General features: G+C 56.4%; 13 protein-coding genes. 11 read left to right on the top strand and 2 right to left on the bottom strand.

Annotated elements, in window-relative coordinates; genetic code table 11:
• Positions 1-200: 200 nt before the first annotated feature.
• Positions 201-1,085: a LysR family transcriptional regulator gene (locus I9185_RS10950; protein WP_210093063.1), complete on the bottom strand. Its 885-nt coding sequence runs from the start codon at positions 1,083-1,085 to the stop codon at positions 201-203.
• Positions 1,086-1,194: 109 nt separating this feature from the next.
• Here I9185_RS10950 and glyA point away from each other — a divergent pair, with 109 nt between their 5' ends.
• From glyA to I9185_RS10915, 6 genes are all read left to right on the top strand, one after another.
• Positions 1,195-2,460 (top strand): serine hydroxymethyltransferase, encoded by a 1,266-nt coding sequence (gene glyA, locus I9185_RS10945; protein ID WP_210093062.1) that lies wholly within the window; start codon positions 1,195-1,197, stop codon positions 2,458-2,460.
• Between the two features lie 161 nt (positions 2,461-2,621).
• Positions 2,622-3,377 (top strand): DeoR/GlpR family DNA-binding transcription regulator, encoded by a 756-nt coding sequence (locus I9185_RS10940; protein WP_171637155.1) that lies wholly within the window; start codon positions 2,622-2,624, stop codon positions 3,375-3,377.
• Positions 3,378-3,835: 458 nt separating this feature from the next.
• Positions 3,836-4,675 carry a hypothetical protein gene (locus I9185_RS10930; protein WP_171637153.1) on the top strand — a complete coding sequence of 280 codons (840 nt, stop codon included), beginning with the start codon at positions 3,836-3,838 and terminating at the stop codon, positions 4,673-4,675.
• Between the two features lie 269 nt (positions 4,676-4,944).
• A complete protein-coding gene (locus I9185_RS10925) occupies positions 4,945-5,964 on the top strand; it encodes a putative 2-aminoethylphosphonate ABC transporter substrate-binding protein (protein ID WP_171118362.1) in 1,020 nt (339 codons plus the stop codon).
• 132 nt (positions 5,965-6,096) lie between these two features.
• Complete coding sequence (locus I9185_RS10920; RefSeq protein ID WP_210093061.1) at positions 6,097-7,212, top strand: putative 2-aminoethylphosphonate ABC transporter ATP-binding protein; 1,116 nt, start codon at positions 6,097-6,099, stop codon at positions 7,210-7,212.
• Positions 7,209-9,230 carry a putative 2-aminoethylphosphonate ABC transporter permease subunit gene (locus tag I9185_RS10915; RefSeq protein WP_171640655.1) on the top strand — a complete coding sequence of 674 codons (2,022 nt, stop codon included), beginning with the start codon at positions 7,209-7,211 and terminating at the stop codon, positions 9,228-9,230. The genes I9185_RS10920 and I9185_RS10915 overlap by 4 nt, the downstream gene beginning before the upstream one ends.
• Before the next feature lie 24 nt (positions 9,231-9,254).
• Here the strand turns inward: I9185_RS10915 and I9185_RS10910 are convergent, their stop codons facing one another.
• The gene (locus I9185_RS10910; RefSeq protein WP_210093060.1) at positions 9,255-10,145 is read right to left on the bottom strand and encodes a LysR substrate-binding domain-containing protein; all 891 of its coding nucleotides are present in this window, start codon (positions 10,143-10,145) and stop codon (positions 9,255-9,257) included.
• Positions 10,146-10,265: 120 nt separating this feature from the next.
• Between I9185_RS10910 and I9185_RS10905 the strand changes: the two genes are divergently transcribed.
• The 5 genes from I9185_RS10905 to I9185_RS10885 all read left to right on the top strand — a co-directional run bounded on the left by I9185_RS10905 (position 10,266) and on the right by I9185_RS10885 (position 17,549).
• Positions 10,266-11,453 carry a 2-aminoethylphosphonate--pyruvate transaminase gene (locus I9185_RS10905; RefSeq protein ID WP_209835386.1) on the top strand — a complete coding sequence of 396 codons (1,188 nt, stop codon included), beginning with the start codon at positions 10,266-10,268 and terminating at the stop codon, positions 11,451-11,453.
• Between the two features lie 18 nt (positions 11,454-11,471).
• Positions 11,472-12,716 (top strand): phosphonoacetate hydrolase, encoded by a 1,245-nt coding sequence (gene phnA, locus I9185_RS10900; protein ID WP_171637143.1) that lies wholly within the window; start codon positions 11,472-11,474, stop codon positions 12,714-12,716.
• Positions 12,717-12,734: 18 nt separating this feature from the next.
• Complete coding sequence (gene phnY / locus I9185_RS10895; protein WP_209835385.1) at positions 12,735-14,183, top strand: phosphonoacetaldehyde dehydrogenase; 1,449 nt, start codon at positions 12,735-12,737, stop codon at positions 14,181-14,183.
• Between the two features lie 106 nt (positions 14,184-14,289).
• A complete protein-coding gene (locus I9185_RS10890; RefSeq protein WP_171118375.1) occupies positions 14,290-15,642 on the top strand; it encodes an aspartate aminotransferase family protein in 1,353 nt (450 codons plus the stop codon).
• A gap of 242 nt (positions 15,643-15,884) precedes the next feature.
• Positions 15,885-17,549, top strand: coding sequence for a Na/Pi cotransporter family protein (locus I9185_RS10885; protein WP_210093059.1), 1,665 nt, complete (start codon positions 15,885-15,887; stop codon positions 17,547-17,549).
• Positions 17,550-17,654 lie beyond the last annotated feature (105 nt).

Here is a 17,654-nt window from a genome sequence, read left to right as displayed (position 1 = left end):
TGGTTCTTGACAGCAGCTTGCATCGTCGGGGCGCGTTTCTCAACCTTCCAGTCCGAGGCCGGACCACGACTTAAGTATGTGAAGCTTCACGGATTTGATGGTATCGCCCGAAGGATTCGTCGCCAAATTTGGCCAGCCGAGACTGTCAGGGGAAGGCGGGCCTGATCGGCGCGAACACCCCGTTTTGCGGGCACCGCTTTTCAGTTTGCGTTCAGCAAAAACGATCTGAACTCTTTGAATACGGGGGATCTGCTGAAAGAGGGTGTGAATTTGGCCACCATTGCGCGAGGAAGCTTCAACGAGGCCGAAAACGGGCGAACCAGATCGCCATTGTCCAGCAAGTTCTGAACCAGAACTTCGTGCGCCATCAACACGCCACCGCCATGACGCGCCTCTTCCAGCGCGACGGAATACAACGAGTGCACGGTTCCCGTCTTCGGTACACGTGCGCCATCTGGTTGGCTGTTCAGCCAATTGTCCCAATCATTTGCCCATGCCCCGTCATGGAGAAGGGTTTCCTGCGAAAGATCTGAAACAGATTTCAATCGATCCGCGACCGAGGGGGCGCAAACCGGGAAAATCACATCTTCGGCTATTTTGATTTCGTTGATTCCGATCGGTTCACCGGAAAAGAACAAAGTCATGTCAAATGGTTCACGCGTAAGGTTTGGCGGCGTTTCAAGGGCCACAACAGACACGGACAAATCCGGGGCAATTTGTCTGAGCGTTCCAAGTCTGGGCGCCAGCCACAATTGCGCGATCGACGGCAGCGCGGCGACCTTGACCTTGCGCGGCAGGGCCTTGGTTCGAAGTTCCTGCACGGCCATTCCCAATTGATCAAACGCCTGGGTGAACCCGGGCAAAAGCTCTTCGGCAAGCGCCGTCATCTCGACCCCGCGGGCATTTCGGACAAAAAGTTGGGTGCCGGCCCAGGCTTCAAGGGCCTTGACGTGCTGAGTTATCGCGCCCGGTGTAACAGATAGCTCGTCTGCCGCAGCGGCAAAACTTCCAAGCCGAGCCGCCGCTTCGAATGCTCGTAAAGCATTGAGATGTGGGCCTTTCGGGCGACGAGGGGAAAGTGACATCCATTTAAGCCTTAGTTTTTCTGCGGCAAATAAATAGCAATACTGATTTGCTTCGGCCAGTGGAACTCTGGAATTTTGGAGAAAACGCAATCGCATCGGAGGAGCCCGGATGTCGCGGCACTTTGAAAACCCAGTTGGGATGACCGACCCCGTCGTCGCAGAAGCTCTTGCAAACGAGAAAAAGCGCCAGCAGGACCAAATTGAGCTGATCGCGTCCGAAAATATCGTCAGCCGCGCGGTGCTGGATGCTCTCGGGCATGAGATGACCAACAAGACGCTTGAAGGGTATCCGGGAAACCGGTTCCACGGGGGCGGTCAGTTTGTCGACGTCGTCGAGCAGGCGGCAATCGACCGCGCCAGGGAACTGTTCGGGTGCGACTATGCCAATGTTCAGCCCCATTCCGGCAGCCAGGCAAACCTTGCTGTTTTCTTTCTGCTGCTCAAGCCCAGCGACAGGGTCTTGTCGCTGGATCTGGCCGCCGGCGGTCACCTGAGCCACGGCCTGAAGGCCAACCTGTCGGGTCGCTGGTTTGAACCGCATCATTATGGTGTCGATGCTGAATCCGAGGTCATTGACTGCGATGCGCTGGAAAAACTGGCCGAGGAAATCCAGCCAAAACTGCTGATCGCGGGTGGGTCTGCCTATCCACGGGAAATCGACTTCGGGCGCATGGGGCAAATCGCCAGGAAGGTTGGTGCGCATTTTCATGTGGACATGGCCCATATTGCCGGGCTGGTCGCCGCGGGCGTGCATCCTTCGCCTTTTCCGCATGCGGACATTGTGACGTGCACCACGACAAAAACACTGCGTGGTCCTCGTGGCGGGCTGATCCTCACCAACAACGAGGACTGGTTCAAGAGGCTGCAATCTGCGGTTTTCCCCGGCGTTCAGGGTTCGATCCACAGCCAGGTTCTGGCGGCCAAAGCGGTTTGCCTTGCCGAAGCGCTTACGGATGAGTTCAAGGACTACGGAGCGCAGGTCAAAGCCAACGCCGCCAAACTTGCAGAAACCTTGCAGTCCCGGGGGTTGCGTATCGTGTCCGGTGGTACTGACACGCATCTGGTGCTCGTGGATCTCAGCCCCAAGGGTATCACAGGCAAACGCGCCGAGGCCGTTCTGGAAAAGGCCAATATCACGACCAACAAAAACGCGATCCCCAATGACAGCACGCGACCGTCAGAATGGGTTGGATTGCGCCTGGGCGTGAGCGCGGCAACGACCCGCGGCATGAAAGAGGCCGCGTTCGACCAGTTGGCAAACGTGATTGCGGATTTGATCGAAGCTGAGGCCACGGGTGATACCGACGCGACAATTCCGCGCTGCAAAGCCTCGGTCGCAACGTTGTGCAAATCGTTCCCCATCTATCCAGCGTAGTCACTGCGTGCCCGGTGGCAGGGTCCATTGACCGCTCTGGACCATTGGTGTGAGCGCGTCACCGCTGCGCCATGGCAACGCATGCCTGATTGGGTGTTTGGGCTGTACCATGTTTGCAAATTTTGGCATATTCGTGCAGTCCAAAACCAAAGGGCCGGCCAATGCTCGCACCTGAACGCCACGCCATCATACTGGAAGAAGTCTCGCGCCAGCCAGCGGTCTCGATCCGTTCGCTGACGGAACGGCTTGGTGTGTCACGGGAAACCGTGCGCAAGGATATTGAACAGTTGGCACTGGAGAACAAGCTTCATCAGGTGCGGGGCGGCGCGACCAGTGTTCGCAGGCGGGAACCTCCGATGGCCGACCGGGCTCAAACCAACCCGCAAGGCAAGGAACGGATTGGAGTCTATGTGGCAAGCGTGATTCCGGACGGGGCCAGCGTGATAATCGACAGCGGGTCAACGACAGTGGCGGCGGCGCAGGCTCTGGCTGCTGTGCGACAAAACCTTACAATATATACCAATGATTTGACGATTGCATCTGTGCTGGCGTCGGCAGCCGCCGAAGTCACGCTGCTGGGCGGACGGCTGGATTTTTCAGAGAATGTCACATTGGGTTTGGACACGCTCGACCACCTGTCGCGATACAATACGGAATATGCGTTGATCGGGGTCGGCGGTGTGAGCTCTCGTGCATTGTTTACGGATTTCTCACTGGAAGGCGCCAACCTGCGTCATATGATGATGCAACGGGCGCAGCGGCCGCTGATCCTGGCTGATAGCAGCAAGTTCGACGTGGTTGGTCCGATCGTGATGAAACCTCTGCCGGTGAAAGCGACTCTGGTTGTGGATGAGGAGTTGCCAAACAGCATAGCTGGCGCGCTGCAAAGCCAACCCGTGGATATTGTGAAAGCATAACGCAAATACAGGAAAGCAATTGCCAAATTTTGCAAAGTACAAATAGGGTGAAGGGAAATCCGAATCCCTGAGTACGGAGCGACCCGATGGCTGACACCAAACTTTCGCACAGCGCAGCATGTCATTGTCGGAGGCATCATCATTGGCTGCACGGTTGCGTATCATCTGACCGGAAAGTGGCAACGTGAAGTGGTGCTTATTGAGCAGGGGCAACCAAGCCGTGGCACCACATGGCATGTGGCTGGTCTGGTTGGTCCGTTGTGCAACCAACCCGCGATGACCAACCTGATCCGCCCCTCGCCGGGGTCGCATTGCCCAGCGGGATTGAGCCCCCTAAACCGTTGCTGCCGCGATACAGATCAAGCTTTGGTCAAGTCACTGCATGCGCGCGCAAACAAGCGCGCTGAAAGTCGAAATCTGACGCAAGACAAATATTCAGCTCATATCGTCGGGCCACAATGACACTACAGGCAGTTCTCATCGTATTGACCGCAGCCGTGTTGCACGCGCTCTGGAATGCGGTTGTCAAAGGCGCGCCCGACAAAGCGGTTGTTTTGGGGTTGGTGGCGCTTGGCCACGCCGTGCCTGCGCTGATTGCGTTGCCTTTTATCGGCTTGCCGGTTTGGGCGGCGTTCCCCTTCATCATCGGCTCGACCCTGATCCACTGGGGGTACTATTGGTTTCTCAACACCGCGTACAAACATGGGGATCTGTCGGTGGTGTACCCGATCTCACGCGGGATGACGCCAATCCTGGTCACGGTGGGTGCCATTCTTTTCGCGGGTGAGTTTCTGCCGCCGATCGCGTGGGTCGGCATTGTCTGCATCTCGGCTGGGATTGGGTGCCTGTCCCTGGTCGGGCTGGGCCGAAACACAAGCTGGGTCGCCGTGGCGGCGTCGTTTGGCACGGGCCTGATGATAGCGTCCTATTCGATTGTGGACGGCATTGGTATCCGGCTGTCCGGGAATATACTGGGATACATTGCGGCATTGTTCGTTGCGGAAATTTTTGTCGCCGGATTTATCTTCGCAACCAGATGGCAGCGTTTCGTCGCACTGCCTAGGCGTTATGTCTGGGCGGGTCTGACAGGCGGCGTCATCTCTGGCGTGGCGTATGGGCTGGTGCTGTATGCGAAGACGGTCGCGCCCTTGGGCGTTGTATCCGCGCTTAGGGAAAGTTCGGTTATCTTTGCATCGCTTATTGGTGTGATGTGGTTCGGCGAAGGGCCGAAATCCAACAGGCTTCTTGCAGCGACTATTGTCGCGATCGGGATCGGACTCCTTGCGATGACACGTTGAGCGTTCTTGCGCCGCCGCGGGAAAGTTTTGAGAATTAAGCTCCTTTGACATGCCTTGATGATCTGTTGATCGTCATGGCCAGTTCCGCGCTGATCTTCCGGGGCGAGCGGATTTCATCTATAGGAGATGCTTATGACATCGAAGATATAATCGATTTTTATTGGCGTTTTTATCTGTCAAACTGCTGTCAAACAATCGGTGCACAATAATCGAGTTCTAACGCCGCGCAAGAATGGCGAAAACAACATAATTACCAACAGAGGATCACAATGAAACATAAAGCATCACTTCTCGCAGCTCTGACTATCGGTGCGCTGACGGCGACGGCGGCGGCATCGGAAACGGAACTTACAGTTTATACCGCAGTCGAGGCGGAAGACTTGGCCCGGTATGCCGAGACGTTCAATCAAAGCCACCCTGATATCAAGATCAATTGGGTTCGCGACTCGACCGGGATCATTACGGCGAAATTGCTGGCAGAACGTGATAATCCGCAGGCAGACGTTGTTTGGGGCCTGGCCGCCACGTCGCTGCTGCTGCTGAAATCAGAAGGTATGTTGGAGCCTTATGCGCCGGCCGGTGTGGAAAAGCTGGACAAAAAATTTGTTGATGGCGACAACCCCCCTGCCTGGGTCGGCATGGACGCCTGGGTTGCATCCGTCTGCTACAATACCGTCGAGGCCGAAAAGGCCGGGTTGACCCCGCCGACATCCTGGAAGGATCTCACCGATCCGATGTACAAAGATCAGGTGATCATGCCCAATCCGAACTCATCGGGCACCGGTTTCCTTGACGTGTCCAGCTGGTTGCAGATGTTCGGTGAAGAAGGTGGTTGGGAATACATGGATGCGCTGCACGAGAATATCGCGCGGTACACCCATTCAGGTTCAAAACCCTGCAAACTGGCCGCAGCAGGCGAAATCCCGATTGGCATTTCCTTTGCGTTCCGCGGGGCAAAGTCCAAAGCCGACGGCGCGCCGCTTGAGATCATCGTGCCTTCCGAGGGCGTCGGATGGGACATGGAAGCCACCGCAATTGTTGCTGGCACAGCCAATTTGGAGGCCGCGCAAAAGCTGGTGGATTTCACCGTCACCAAGGAAGCCAACGAGATGTACAACACCGGCTATGCAGTTGTCGCCTATCCGGGCGTTGCAAAACCGGTTGAGCACTTCCCAGAGGGTCTTCTGGATGCAATGATCGAAAATGATTTTGAGTTTGCCGCCAACAATCGCGCGGCAATCCTGAAGGAATGGCAGTCTCGCTATGACGGAAAGTCGGAAGCGAAGTAACCCCATTGGCAGGAGAGGTTTTCGTGCCTCTCCTGCACACCAGTCTCTTGTTCCCCGAAAAACAACTTACTCACCCGGTTTCAACCGGCCAGGACCGGCCGCGCCCGAGGTGCAGATGTGAGGACTTCTCCCGTGCTTCAGAAAACACCACCCGGTGAACTGTATCTCAGCATCCAGAATTTGTGGAAAGCGTTCGGAAGCTTTCTGGCGCTCAAGGACATCTCTTTGGAAATCACCGAGGGCGAGTTTGTCTGTTTCCTCGGCCCGTCCGGGTGCGGCAAGACCACTCTTTTGCGGGCAATCGCCGGATTGGATTTGCAGACCAAGGGTACGGTCATGCAGGATGGCAAGGACGTGTCCAATCTGCCCCCGTCCGAGCGTGATTTCGGGATCGTGTTTCAGTCCTACGCGTTGTTCCCAAATCTGACGATTGAAAAGAACATCGCTTTTGGCCTTGAAAACACCGGCCGCAGCAAATCGGATATCGCTGTTCGCGTAAACGAACTCTTGAACCTGGTTGGTCTGCCGGATCAGGGCAAGAAATATCCGGCGCAATTGTCAGGTGGTCAGCAGCAACGGATTGCGCTGGCGCGTGCCATTGCGACCAACCCCGGACTTTTGCTGCTGGACGAACCCCTGTCGGCGCTGGACGCCAAAGTGCGTGTTCATCTGCGGCACGAGATCAAGGAGTTGCAGCGCAAGCTGGGTGTGACCACCGTGATGGTGACTCACGATCAGGAAGAAGCGCTGGCGATGGCAGACCGCATCGTGGTCATGAATCATGGTGTGATCGAACAGGTGGGGCCCCCTACCGAAATCTACCGGGATCCGGCCAATCTGTTCGTTGCCGACTTTATCGGTGAAATGAACCAGATCCGGTCACAGGTCACCAAAGGCGGACGTTTGAGCGTCGGTGAAAAGACCTTTGCCTGCCTCAGCCACAAGTTCAACGATGGAACCCCGATCATCGCGGCCATTCGACCCGAAGACATCATCCCTCATGAAGCTGGTTATCTCGACACGGGCGGCAATCGGAACTGCATAGAGGTGACGCTGGATGAGATGGAGTTCTTGGGTTCGTTCTGGCGCTGCCGCTTGAACAACGAGAAGTTCGGATCATCGGAACTGATCGCGGATTTCTCGATCAATGCCGTGCGTCGTCTGGAACTGGAAGAGGGGCGCAGCGTGGTGATTGAGCTTCCCGAGAACCGCCTTATGGCGTTTGAAGCGCCGGAGGCCAAGGCATGAGCTCGGTTTCTACCAATCAGGACAGCCTGCCTGTCGGGCCGGACATCAAGCCCAAGCTCAGCCGTGATGATATCCTGATGCGCGGCAGCATGATGGTGATCGCGCTGTATCTGGTCGTGACATTGGCGTTGCCGCTTTACACGATGCTGTCCAAGTCGTTTTCGACCTATCGGGTCGAGCTGTCACAGTACGAGTTTCAGGTAAGTGACGACGCAGGCGTCTTCGACGGAACGATCCTGTCGGCAGACGAGTTGAACAGGCAATTGGGGGTCTATTCCGACTCTGATCTGGTGACGGGTTCGGACGGGCGCTTGCCTGTGACCGGATTCTTTCCTGATTTCAGCTTTCGCAGCCCGGTGATGTACAAGATCCGCAACACGACGGATACCGGGCGCTTTCTGGTCGGATCGACATTGAATGAAGGCACCGATTGGGTCGAGCTTGATTCCAACACGTTCCGCCGGGTGCAAATGCGGCCGGTCCAGTCGCGAGGGTTGGACAATTTCATCAACTATTTCTCGACACCGGCACTGTTCAATTCGATCAAGAACTCGCTTTGGATCTCGGTCGTCAGCACCATTGTGACGGTGACACTGGCGTTTTGGTTCGCCTATGCGCTGAACCGAAGCTGCATGCGGTTCAAGGGTGTTTTTCGCCTTATCGCGATGGCACCGATCCTGGTTCCGTCGCTCTTGCCGGGCATCGCGTTGGTCTATCTGTTCGGCAATCAGGGCATGATCAAGGAGTTGCTGTTCGGTGCCAGCATTTACGGCCCCATAGGCATCGTGATCGGATCGGTTTTCTTTACCTTTCCGCACGCGTTTCTGATCATATCGACCGCGCTCGCGATATCTGACGCGCGCCTGTATGAAGCTGCGGCCAGCTTGCGGTCGACGCCATGGCGGACCTTCTGGACCGTAACCATCCCCGGGGCCCGCTATGGCCTGATCTCGGCGGCCTTTGTCGTGTTCAACCTGGTGATCACTGATTTCGGATTGCCAAAGGTCATCGGTGGTCAATTCAACGTGCTTGCTGTGGATATCTACAAACAGGTGATCGGCCAGCAGAACTTTGAAATGGGCGCCGTGGTCTCTGTGGTTCTGGTCATTCCGGCCATTCTGGCTTTTGCCATCGACCGGATGGTTCAGTCCAAGCAGGTTGCGCTGCTTTCGGCGCGTTCCGTGCCATATCAGGCGACGCCAAACCCGAAAGCTGACCGCATATTCCTGATCTATTGCAGCCTGATCGGCCTGTTCATCGTTGGTCTTCTGGCTGTGTGTCAGTTTGCGGCGCTGATCAAGTTCTGGCCCTACGACCTGAGTCTGAGCCTCAAAAACTATCAGTTCAACAGAATGGACGGCGGCGGCTGGGGGTCGTATTTCAACTCGATCAAACTGGCGTTGCTGACGGCAGTCATCGGCACGACGGTTGTGTTCTTCGGGGCCTATCTGGTTGAAAAATCAAACGGGTTCAGAACCGGCCGGTCGATTTTCCAGATGTTCGCGATGCTACCCATGGCGATCCCGGGAATGGTATTGGGGCTGTCCTACATCTTCTTCTTCAACAACCCGTCCAATCCGCTGAACGGGATTTACGGCACGATGGCGATTTTGGTGATTTGCACTGTGACGCATTTCTACACCGTATCGCACCTGACGGCCGTCACCGCGCTCAAGCAAATGGACAGAGAATTTGAGTCCGTGTCTGCCTCGCTCAAACAGCCGACAATGAAGCTGTTTGCACGGGTAACGGTTCCGGTTTGTCTGCCAGCGGTGTTGGACATCTCAATCTATCTGTTCGTCAATGCGATGACGACCGTGTCGGCAGTGGTATTCCTCTATTCTCCCAAAACGACGCTTGCGTCCATCGCGGTGCTGAACATGGATGATGCCGGGGATATCGCGCCTGCGGCGGCGATGGGCATGATGATCTTTTACACCAACGCCGCTGCCCGGATCGTTCACCTGATTGCTTCAAAAGGCATCCTGAAGCGCACTCAGGCTTGGCGAAGCCGGTAGCCAAAGGAACCCTGCCCCCGCCGGTCAGGTATCAGCGGGGGGGCTTTTTTCTTCCAGCGCGCGTTGGGCGAAGTCCATGAAGGCCCGGATGAGCTTTACGTTGCGCCGTTGCGACAGCGAAATCATGCTTTCACCCATTTGCAACTTCACGTCCTTGAGCTTGATTTGTCGCAACCGATCATCATGCCCATACTCTGCCTGAGAGACAAATCCGATGCCTGCACCCGAGGCCACAAGCTCGCGCACGGCCTCGCGCCCTTCCGCAACGATTGCAGGATTCAACGTGATACCGCGCCTTTCGGCTTCTTCTTCCAATTTCTGACGTGTTTTTGACCCGTGCTCTCTGAAAACCAGCGGCAGATCGGCCAGTTCTTCCAAAGAAAGCGAAGGTTTGGATGCCAAAAGAACGCCTTGGGCGGCAAAGGCCACGATTTCAGTGGACCCCAGATTCAACACATCCATGTCCTTGCCGGGGGACAGGCTGCCGACAACACCAATCTCGGCATTGTACGACCGAAGTTCTTCCAAAATTTCTTCGGTGTTTCCGGACCGCACGGTGATGGTGATTTTGGGGTACTTCTTTTGAAACGACCCCAGGAAAGACGTCATGTGATGCGCTGAATCGGCGATGATCCGCAATTCCCCGTCGATTGCGGCCTTGGTTTCCGAAAGGTAGTCCTCGATCTGATCTTCGATCTCAAAATACTGCTTTGTGAACCGGTAAAGCTGTTCGCCTTCGGGGGTGAGGTTCACGCGTTTTCGTTCGCGCTGAAACAACAAAAGATCGTGATCCTGTTCCAGCTTTCGAACCTGTTCGGAAATTGCCGGCTGCGTCAGAAAAAGCGCCTCGGCCGCGCGGGAAAACCCGCCATGTTTGGCCACGTAATGAAAGGCTTTGAGCTGGCTGTGCCGCATCACCGGTCCCCAATGATTTGTGCATAGGCTGCACTTATAATTAGATTGATATTTGCAATTTCACATATAGCAACCGTTGCTGCAATGGTGTTTGTGAAAACGCTGTTCTGGAGCCCGGTAATGACGCCATCCCATCCAAAAATCGAGCAACCGCGCCTCGGCGAACCATACCTTCTGACACCCGGTCCTTTGACAACGTCCTATGCCGTAAAAGAGGCCATGCTGAAGGACTGGGGCAGCTGGGACGACGACTTTCGCGCCATGACAAAAGAGCTGCGGTCAAGCCTGCTGGACCTGCTTGGTGAAGGTGCCGACGCCTTCGATTGTGTGCCAATGCAAGGCAGCGGCTCCTTCTCGGTCGAAGCAATGCTGGCGTCTTTTATTCCGCCGGAAGGAAAGGCGCTGGTACTGGCCAATGGCGCCTATGGGCAACGTTCTGCGCAGACGCTACAGTATCTGGGCCGGGACCATATCGTGCTGGACAAGGGCGATTACCTGCCGCCACGGGGCGACGAAGTTGCGCGCATTCTCGCGGATGACCCGGCCATCACGCATGTTGTTGCCATTCACTGCGAAACCAGTTCGGGTATCTTGAACCCCGTCGAGGAAATATCCGAGGCCACATATGCAGCCGGTCGCAAGCTGTTGATCGACTCGATGTCTGCCTTTGGCGCGATCGAGCTCAGGCCCTCGGATATTCGATATGAAGCCATGGTGTCTTCGGCGAACAAGTGCATCGAGGGCGTTCCTGGCTTTGGCTTCATTGTGGCGCGCAAGAACGAGCTGGAAGCCGCAAAGGGTAACAGTCATTCCCTGTCTCTGGATGTGCACGCCCAATGGGCGCACATGAACAAGACCGGTCAGTGGCGCTTTACCCCGCCGACGCACGTGGTCGCCGCCTTCATCGAAGCGCTTCGGGCGCATGCCGCTGAAGGCGGTGTTGCCGGCCGCGGCGCACGTTACACCCGCAACCGGGACGTCATGGTTGCGGGCATGCGTGAACTGGGTTTCGAAACGCTGTTGGACAATCGTTGGCTCAGCCCGATCATCGTCACGTTCTTCTGCCCCGCCGATGAGAAATTCGTATTCGATCAGTTCTACAACCTGATGAAGGACAAAGGGTTCATTATTTACCCGGGCAAGCTGACCGTCGTCGACAGTTTCCGCGTCGGATGCATCGGTCAGATGGACGAAGACGTCATGCGCAATGTCGTGCGCGCAGCAAAGGAATCCCTGGAAGAAATGGGCGTGACAAACGCCGCTCCTCCTCTTCGGGCACTGGAAGAACGCGCCAAGCTGGCCGCTTAAACATCAAGGAAAATACAGATGACCATTCAAACCCCTGTCGAAGCAAATGAGCGCGTCTATCCGACGCCGAAGGTGCCTGCCATTGCCATCTGCCTTGATGGATGCGAGCCCGAATACCTTGATGTCGCGATTGCGAAAGGGCTGATGCCCAATCTCAAGCGGATACGCGAAGAGGGCACGGACCGACTGGCCCATTCCGTTATCCCGTCCTTCACCAACCCCAACAATCTTTCGATTGCCACCGGGCGCCCTCCGATCGTGCATGGCATCTGCGGCAACTACCTCATCGACCCCGACAGCGGTGAGGAAGTGATGATGAATGATGTCCGCTTCCTGCGTGCGCCGACCATTTTTTCCCAATTCTACGACGCAGGTTTCCGCGTGGCGATGGTAACCGCCAAGGACAAGCTGCGCGCGCTGTTGGGAGCCGGGCTGAAATTTGACGAGGGCAGGGCGGTTGCGTTTTCTTCCGAACGGTCGGGTGAAACGACGCTGGCGGAACATGGCATCGACAACGCCAGCGAATGGCTGGGCATGGACGTCCCCGAGGTCTACTCGGCAGAGCTTTCCGAATTTGTCTTTGCCGCTGGCGTCAAGCTGCTGAAAGAGTTCAAGCCCGACGTGATGTATTTGTCGACGACCGACTATATCCAGCACAAGTTTGCACCCGATCAAAAAGGCGCACTCGATTTCTATGCCATGTTCGACCGGTATCTTGGCGAGTTGGATGAATTGGGTGCGGCCATCGTGGTGACCGCGGATCACGGCATGAAGCCAAAGCATTTGGCGGATGGATCCCCCTCGGTGGTGTACGTGCAAGACCTGATGGACGAATGGCTGGGCAAGGATGCGGCGCGGGTCATTCTTCCGATTACCGATCCATACGTCGTGCATCATGGCGCGTTGGGGTCTTTTGCAACCGCTTATTTGCCTGACGGAGCAGACCAGGACGACATCATCAGCAAGCTCAAGGCGACCAGCGGCATCACTCATGTGCTGACCAAGGCCGAGGCGATCGAGCAATTCGAATTGCCAGGCGACCGCATTGGCGACATCGTGATGGTTTCCGGTGAAAACATCTGCATCGGCACGTCCGAGCATCGCCACGATCTGGCAGCACTCAAAGAACCGTTGCGCAGTCATGGTGGTTTGACCGAGCAGGAAGTTCCCTTCATCGTGAACCGTGTCATCGACCTGCCAAACCAACCCGTGCTGCGCAATTTCGATGCCTTCTTCTACGCAACAACAGCGGCGGCACAGTAAGCTATGAAAGATCAGACCATGTCGAAAATCGAAGTACGCAACGAGGGAATGCGGATCGGCGGCGAAATAGTCTTTACCGATGACACCGTTCCCGTTCTCTACCCGTACACAAACGAGGTTGTGGGTCACGTTCCAGCCGGTACAGCCGAACATGCGCGCCGGGCGTTTGAGATTGCGGCGAATTACAAACCCAAGCTGACCCGATACGAGCGCAGCCAGATCCTGCAACGGGCAGGCGAGTTGATCGGCGAAAAGCGCGATTATCTTGCGAAATGGCTGACGCTGGAGTTGGGGATCTGTCACCAGCATGCGATCTACGAAACCAAGCGCGCGCAGGACGTGTATCAATTCGCGGCGGCCGAGGCACTGAAGGATGATGGTGAGATCTTCTCCTGCGACCTGACCCACAACGGCAAGGCCCGCAAGATTTTCACCACCCGAGAACCGGTGAAGGCAATCAGCGCGATCACGCCGTTCAATCACCCGCTGAACATGGTCAGCCACAAGATCGCGCCGTCGATTGCCACCAACAATTGCATGGTTTGCAAACCGACCGAGCTGACGCCGCTGACCGCATTGACACTGGCTGACATTCTCTATGAGGCCGGATTGCCGCCCGAGATGTTCCAGGTCGTGACAGGTTGGCCCGGTGACATTGGCGACGAAATGATCACCAATGAACACATCGATATCATCACCTTCACCGGCGGTGTGCCCGTGGGCAAGATGATCGCCGAAAAGGGCGTCTACAAGCGTCAGGCGCTGGAACTTGGCGGCAACGACCCTCTGATCGTTCTGAATGACCTGAGTGAGGCCGATCTGGACAAGGCGGCAGCCATTGCGGTGGCGGGGGCTACCGGAAATTCCGGCCAGCGGTGTACGGCGGTCAAGCGCATTCTCGTGCAGGAAAGTGTGGCCGATACATTCGTGCCGCTGGTTCTTGAAAAGGCCAAGAAGATCAAGTTCGGCGATCCGCAAGACCCGGAAACCGAATTGGGATGCGTGATCCATGACAAGGCCGCCGAAATTTTTGAAAACCGCGTTTTTCAGGCGGAAAAAGAGGGTGCTGAAATTCTGTACCACCCCGGTCGTCAGGGGGCGCTGCTGCCGCCAATCGTCGTCGACAAGGTTCCCCATGACAGCGAGCTGGTGATGGAGGAAACCTTTGGTCCCATCGTGCCGATCGTTCGTGTGCCGGACAACGACGAAGAGGTGATGGCAATTTCAAACGGAACCGAGTTCGGCCTGTCTTCGGGTGTCTGCACCAATGATCTGAACCGGGCGATTGCCTTCATCAACGGGTTGAACGTCGGCACCTGCAACATCTGGGAACAGCCGGGTTACCGCATTGAAATGTCGCCCTTTGGCGGCATCAAGGACAGTGGAAACGGGGTGAAGGAAGGCGTCATCGAAGCGATGAAGTTTTTCACCAACGTCAAAACCTATTCGCTGCCGTGGCCTAACTGAGTCTGTTGCCCTTACTCCTTTTGCGGAAAGGGCAACACAGTTCCTCCCTGGTACTGGCGGGCCTTGCGGGGTCCGCATCTTTTGATGACGGCAAAGAGGAGCGGCGATGCCACAAATTGTCCACACTGAAGGGGAATCAAACACGTCCGAGGCGCGCAAGGCGTGGCTGCAAAAATCGACGGGGCCGAAATCATCGCCATTGCTCAAACGCGATGCGAACGTTTTCCTGCATCAATCTCTGTCCTCACCCTGCGTCAGCACCATTGCAAAGGCCGAAGGGCTCTGGATCGAAGATATCGAGGGCCGCCGGTACATGGATTTCCACGGCAACTCGGTACACCACATCGGGTATGGCCATCCCCGCTTGGTAGCCGCCATAAAGGCACAGCTTGACGATCTGCCCTTTGCGCCCCGCCGCTTTACCAATGATCCGGCGGTAGAGCTGGCTGAAAAACTGGCAGAGATCGTGCCTGGTGATCTGGGCAAAATGCTCTTTACCACTGGCGGATCCGACGCCAACGAGGTTGCCCTCAGGATCGCGCGTGCCGCCACCGGTCGTTTCAAAACAATCAGCTTCTGGGATGCCTTCCATGGCGCGGGTTTCGGCGCCGCAAGTGTCGGCGGAGAGGCGACCTTTCGCAGTCACATTGCGGGGCCCCTTTTGTCCGGTACCGAACATGTCGCCCCCTTTGCCTGCTATCGATGCCCGTACAATCATGCGGGCCCCGAAACCTGCGGGCTGGCTTGTGCGAAAATGGTCGAATATGTCCTCGAGCGCGAAGGAGATGTGGCGGCAGTCATTGCGGAACCGATGCGTGCCGTGCCCTATGTCCCTCCGCCGGGGTTCTGGAAGACGGTGCGCGAGGCATGCAACCGTCACGGGGCGCTGTTGATCATGGATGAAATCCCGACGGGTCTTGGCAAGACGGGCAGGATGTTCGCCTTTGAACATGACGAGATCATCCCGGACATCGTGACACTTGGGAAGGCGCTTGGCGGCGGCATCCTGCCTATTGCCGCCTGTGTCGCCCGTAAGCAACTAGATGTCTGCGGAGATTTTGCCATCGGGCATTACACGCACGAAAAAAACCCGGTCACCGCCCGTGCCGCTTTGACGACAATTCAGATCATCGAAGACGAAGGCCTGGTTCGCCGGTCAGCCGAACTGGGTGAACATGCCATTGGTCGCTTGATGGATGAACTTCAGAACGTTCCGATTGTCGGAGACATCCGGGGAAGGGGCCTGATGTTCGGGATCGAAATCGTCGATGATCGCGCCGACAAAACACCGGGGAACGCGTGCGCCGAACGGATCTATTATGCCTGTCTCGAGGCCGGTCTGAGCTATAAGATCAGCCAGGGGTGCGTTCTGACACTGTCACCGCCGCTGACGATCTCGCGTTTGGAACTGGACCGCGCAATCGATATCGTAATTGCTGCAATCAAGGCCGAGAGTTGACGCCCCTTACCGATCTCGTGTCACAATAGAGGATCAGGGGCCGCGCCCTTCCAGGGGCCCTTGGCCAAGTTCATAGGTGACGGATGTTCCGTCAAAGCGCGGTCAAGTGCTTGCGGTGAAGCTCACAGGAGTTTACGCCTTGTAGGCCAAAATGGGATGTATCCCTTCCCGATCGCGGCCGGTAACATGAATAATTCAATGCGCCGCGACAAGCTGGGCCAAAAAGAATAACGGGGTAGAGTATGGCAATTGTCAGCTTCCTTATCAGCCTTGCCGGGGCGACGATGCTGCTGCTTTACGCGGTTCGTATGGTGCGAACCGGGATCGAGCGCAGCTATGGGGCGTCTTTCCAGCGGGTAATGACCCAACAACGCAGCTACCTTCAGGCCTCGGTGGTTGGGTTGACGATGGCGGTCGTGTTGCAAAGCTCGGCGGCTGTTGCTCTGTTGACCTCGGGGTTTGCGGCCAATGGAATGCTCAGTTTTCCTGCTGGCCTTGCGATTGTGCTTGGCGGCGATCTGGGGTCGGCGCTGATCATCCAGATTCTTTCGTTCCGGCTGGACTGGCTTGTTCCGATGCTGTTGGCGGTTGGGGGGTATCTGTTCGTAAAGACCGACGCAAAAAAAACCCGGCAAATGGGGCGCATCCTGATGGGCGTGGCCTTTATCCTGATCTCGCTTCGGTTTCTTCGCGAGGCAATGGATCCCATTCGGGACAGCGCGTTTCTGCCCGCGGTGGCGGATTATCTGGCGCGCGACTATATCACCGCGTTTCTGGTCGGGGGCGCCTTGGCTTTCGTCATGCATTCCTCGGTGGCGGCCATCCTCATGTGTGTCACCCTTGTGCAGATCGGAGCGATCCCGTTCGCCGCCGGGATGTCTTTGGTGTTTGGCGCGAATTTCGGCTCTGCCTTCATTCCGGTCTGGCTCACCCGCGCCATGCCAGTCCAGTCCCGGCGCATTCCATATGCCAACCTGGCATTGCGTGGCAGTTGGGCTTTGGTGAGTTTGTTTGCCGCCAACATGGCTTTGCGGACCGGGTTGTTAGGAGACCCGCAAGGCGGGCAGATGCTGGTCAATGTGCATGTTTTGTTCAACCTGTCACTGCTGCTTCTGGCCTTGCCATTTTGCGGGAGATTGAAAGTTCTGTTCGAAAGGTTTTTGCCGGATCAGAAGAAGGAACTGGTTCCGCAACCGGCACGACCGGCCAGCGCATTGGACATAGGCAATGTGGCAAATCCCAGCCAGGCCCTACCAAGCCTCAAACGTGAGCTGCTGCGGATGAGCGACCTTGTCGAAACCATGTTCCGGCCTTGCCTGGAATTGTATCGCAGTGGCGACAAACAACAGATTCGAGCGGTACAGGCCATCGACGAGGACGTGAACAATTGCCTGTCCGGGATCAGGGCATTCGTTTCGGCGATTCCACCGGATGTATATGAAAAAAAGGATGAAAAATCCGCACGCGACCTGATGGAGTTCGCTATCCGGCTGGAGACGGCCGGTGATGTCGTGGCCAAGCGTTTGACCGTGTTGGCGGGTGAAATGCGGGCCAAAGGCTCGAGTTTCTCGCAGGAAGGCTGGTCGGAACTCGTTCAGATGCACGAGGGCATTCTGGCCAACATGAAGCTGGCATCAAACGTGCTTATTTCAGACGATCTGGAAAGCGCGCGCCTGCTGAGCCTTGAGAAGACCGAAATCAAGCGGGTGGAACGTGAAAGCCGAAAACGACATCTGCGCCGATTGCAGCACGGGTCACGGGAAAGCTTCGAAACCAGTGATATTCATCTTGAGACGTTGCGGGCGTTCCGGGAGTTCAACAGCCATATCGCATCTATTGCTTACCCAGTGCTGTACCAGAATGGCCAGCTTCTCGAGACGCGGCTGATCGACGAAATTGCGAAATAGTCGTAAGGTTCTCTGATAAAAATCTGAAAAAGCAAAGGAACGATGCTACACTCGGGATGACGGCAGCGAACAGGAGCCGGACTCGATGCAAGCACGGGAAAAGAA

Origin of the sequence: Ruegeria sp. HKCCSP346, from assembly GCF_017872595.1 — a bacterium.
GTDB lineage: Bacteria > Pseudomonadota > Alphaproteobacteria > Rhodobacterales > Rhodobacteraceae > Ruegeria.
This window is presented reverse-complemented; position numbering and strand designations above follow the sequence as displayed.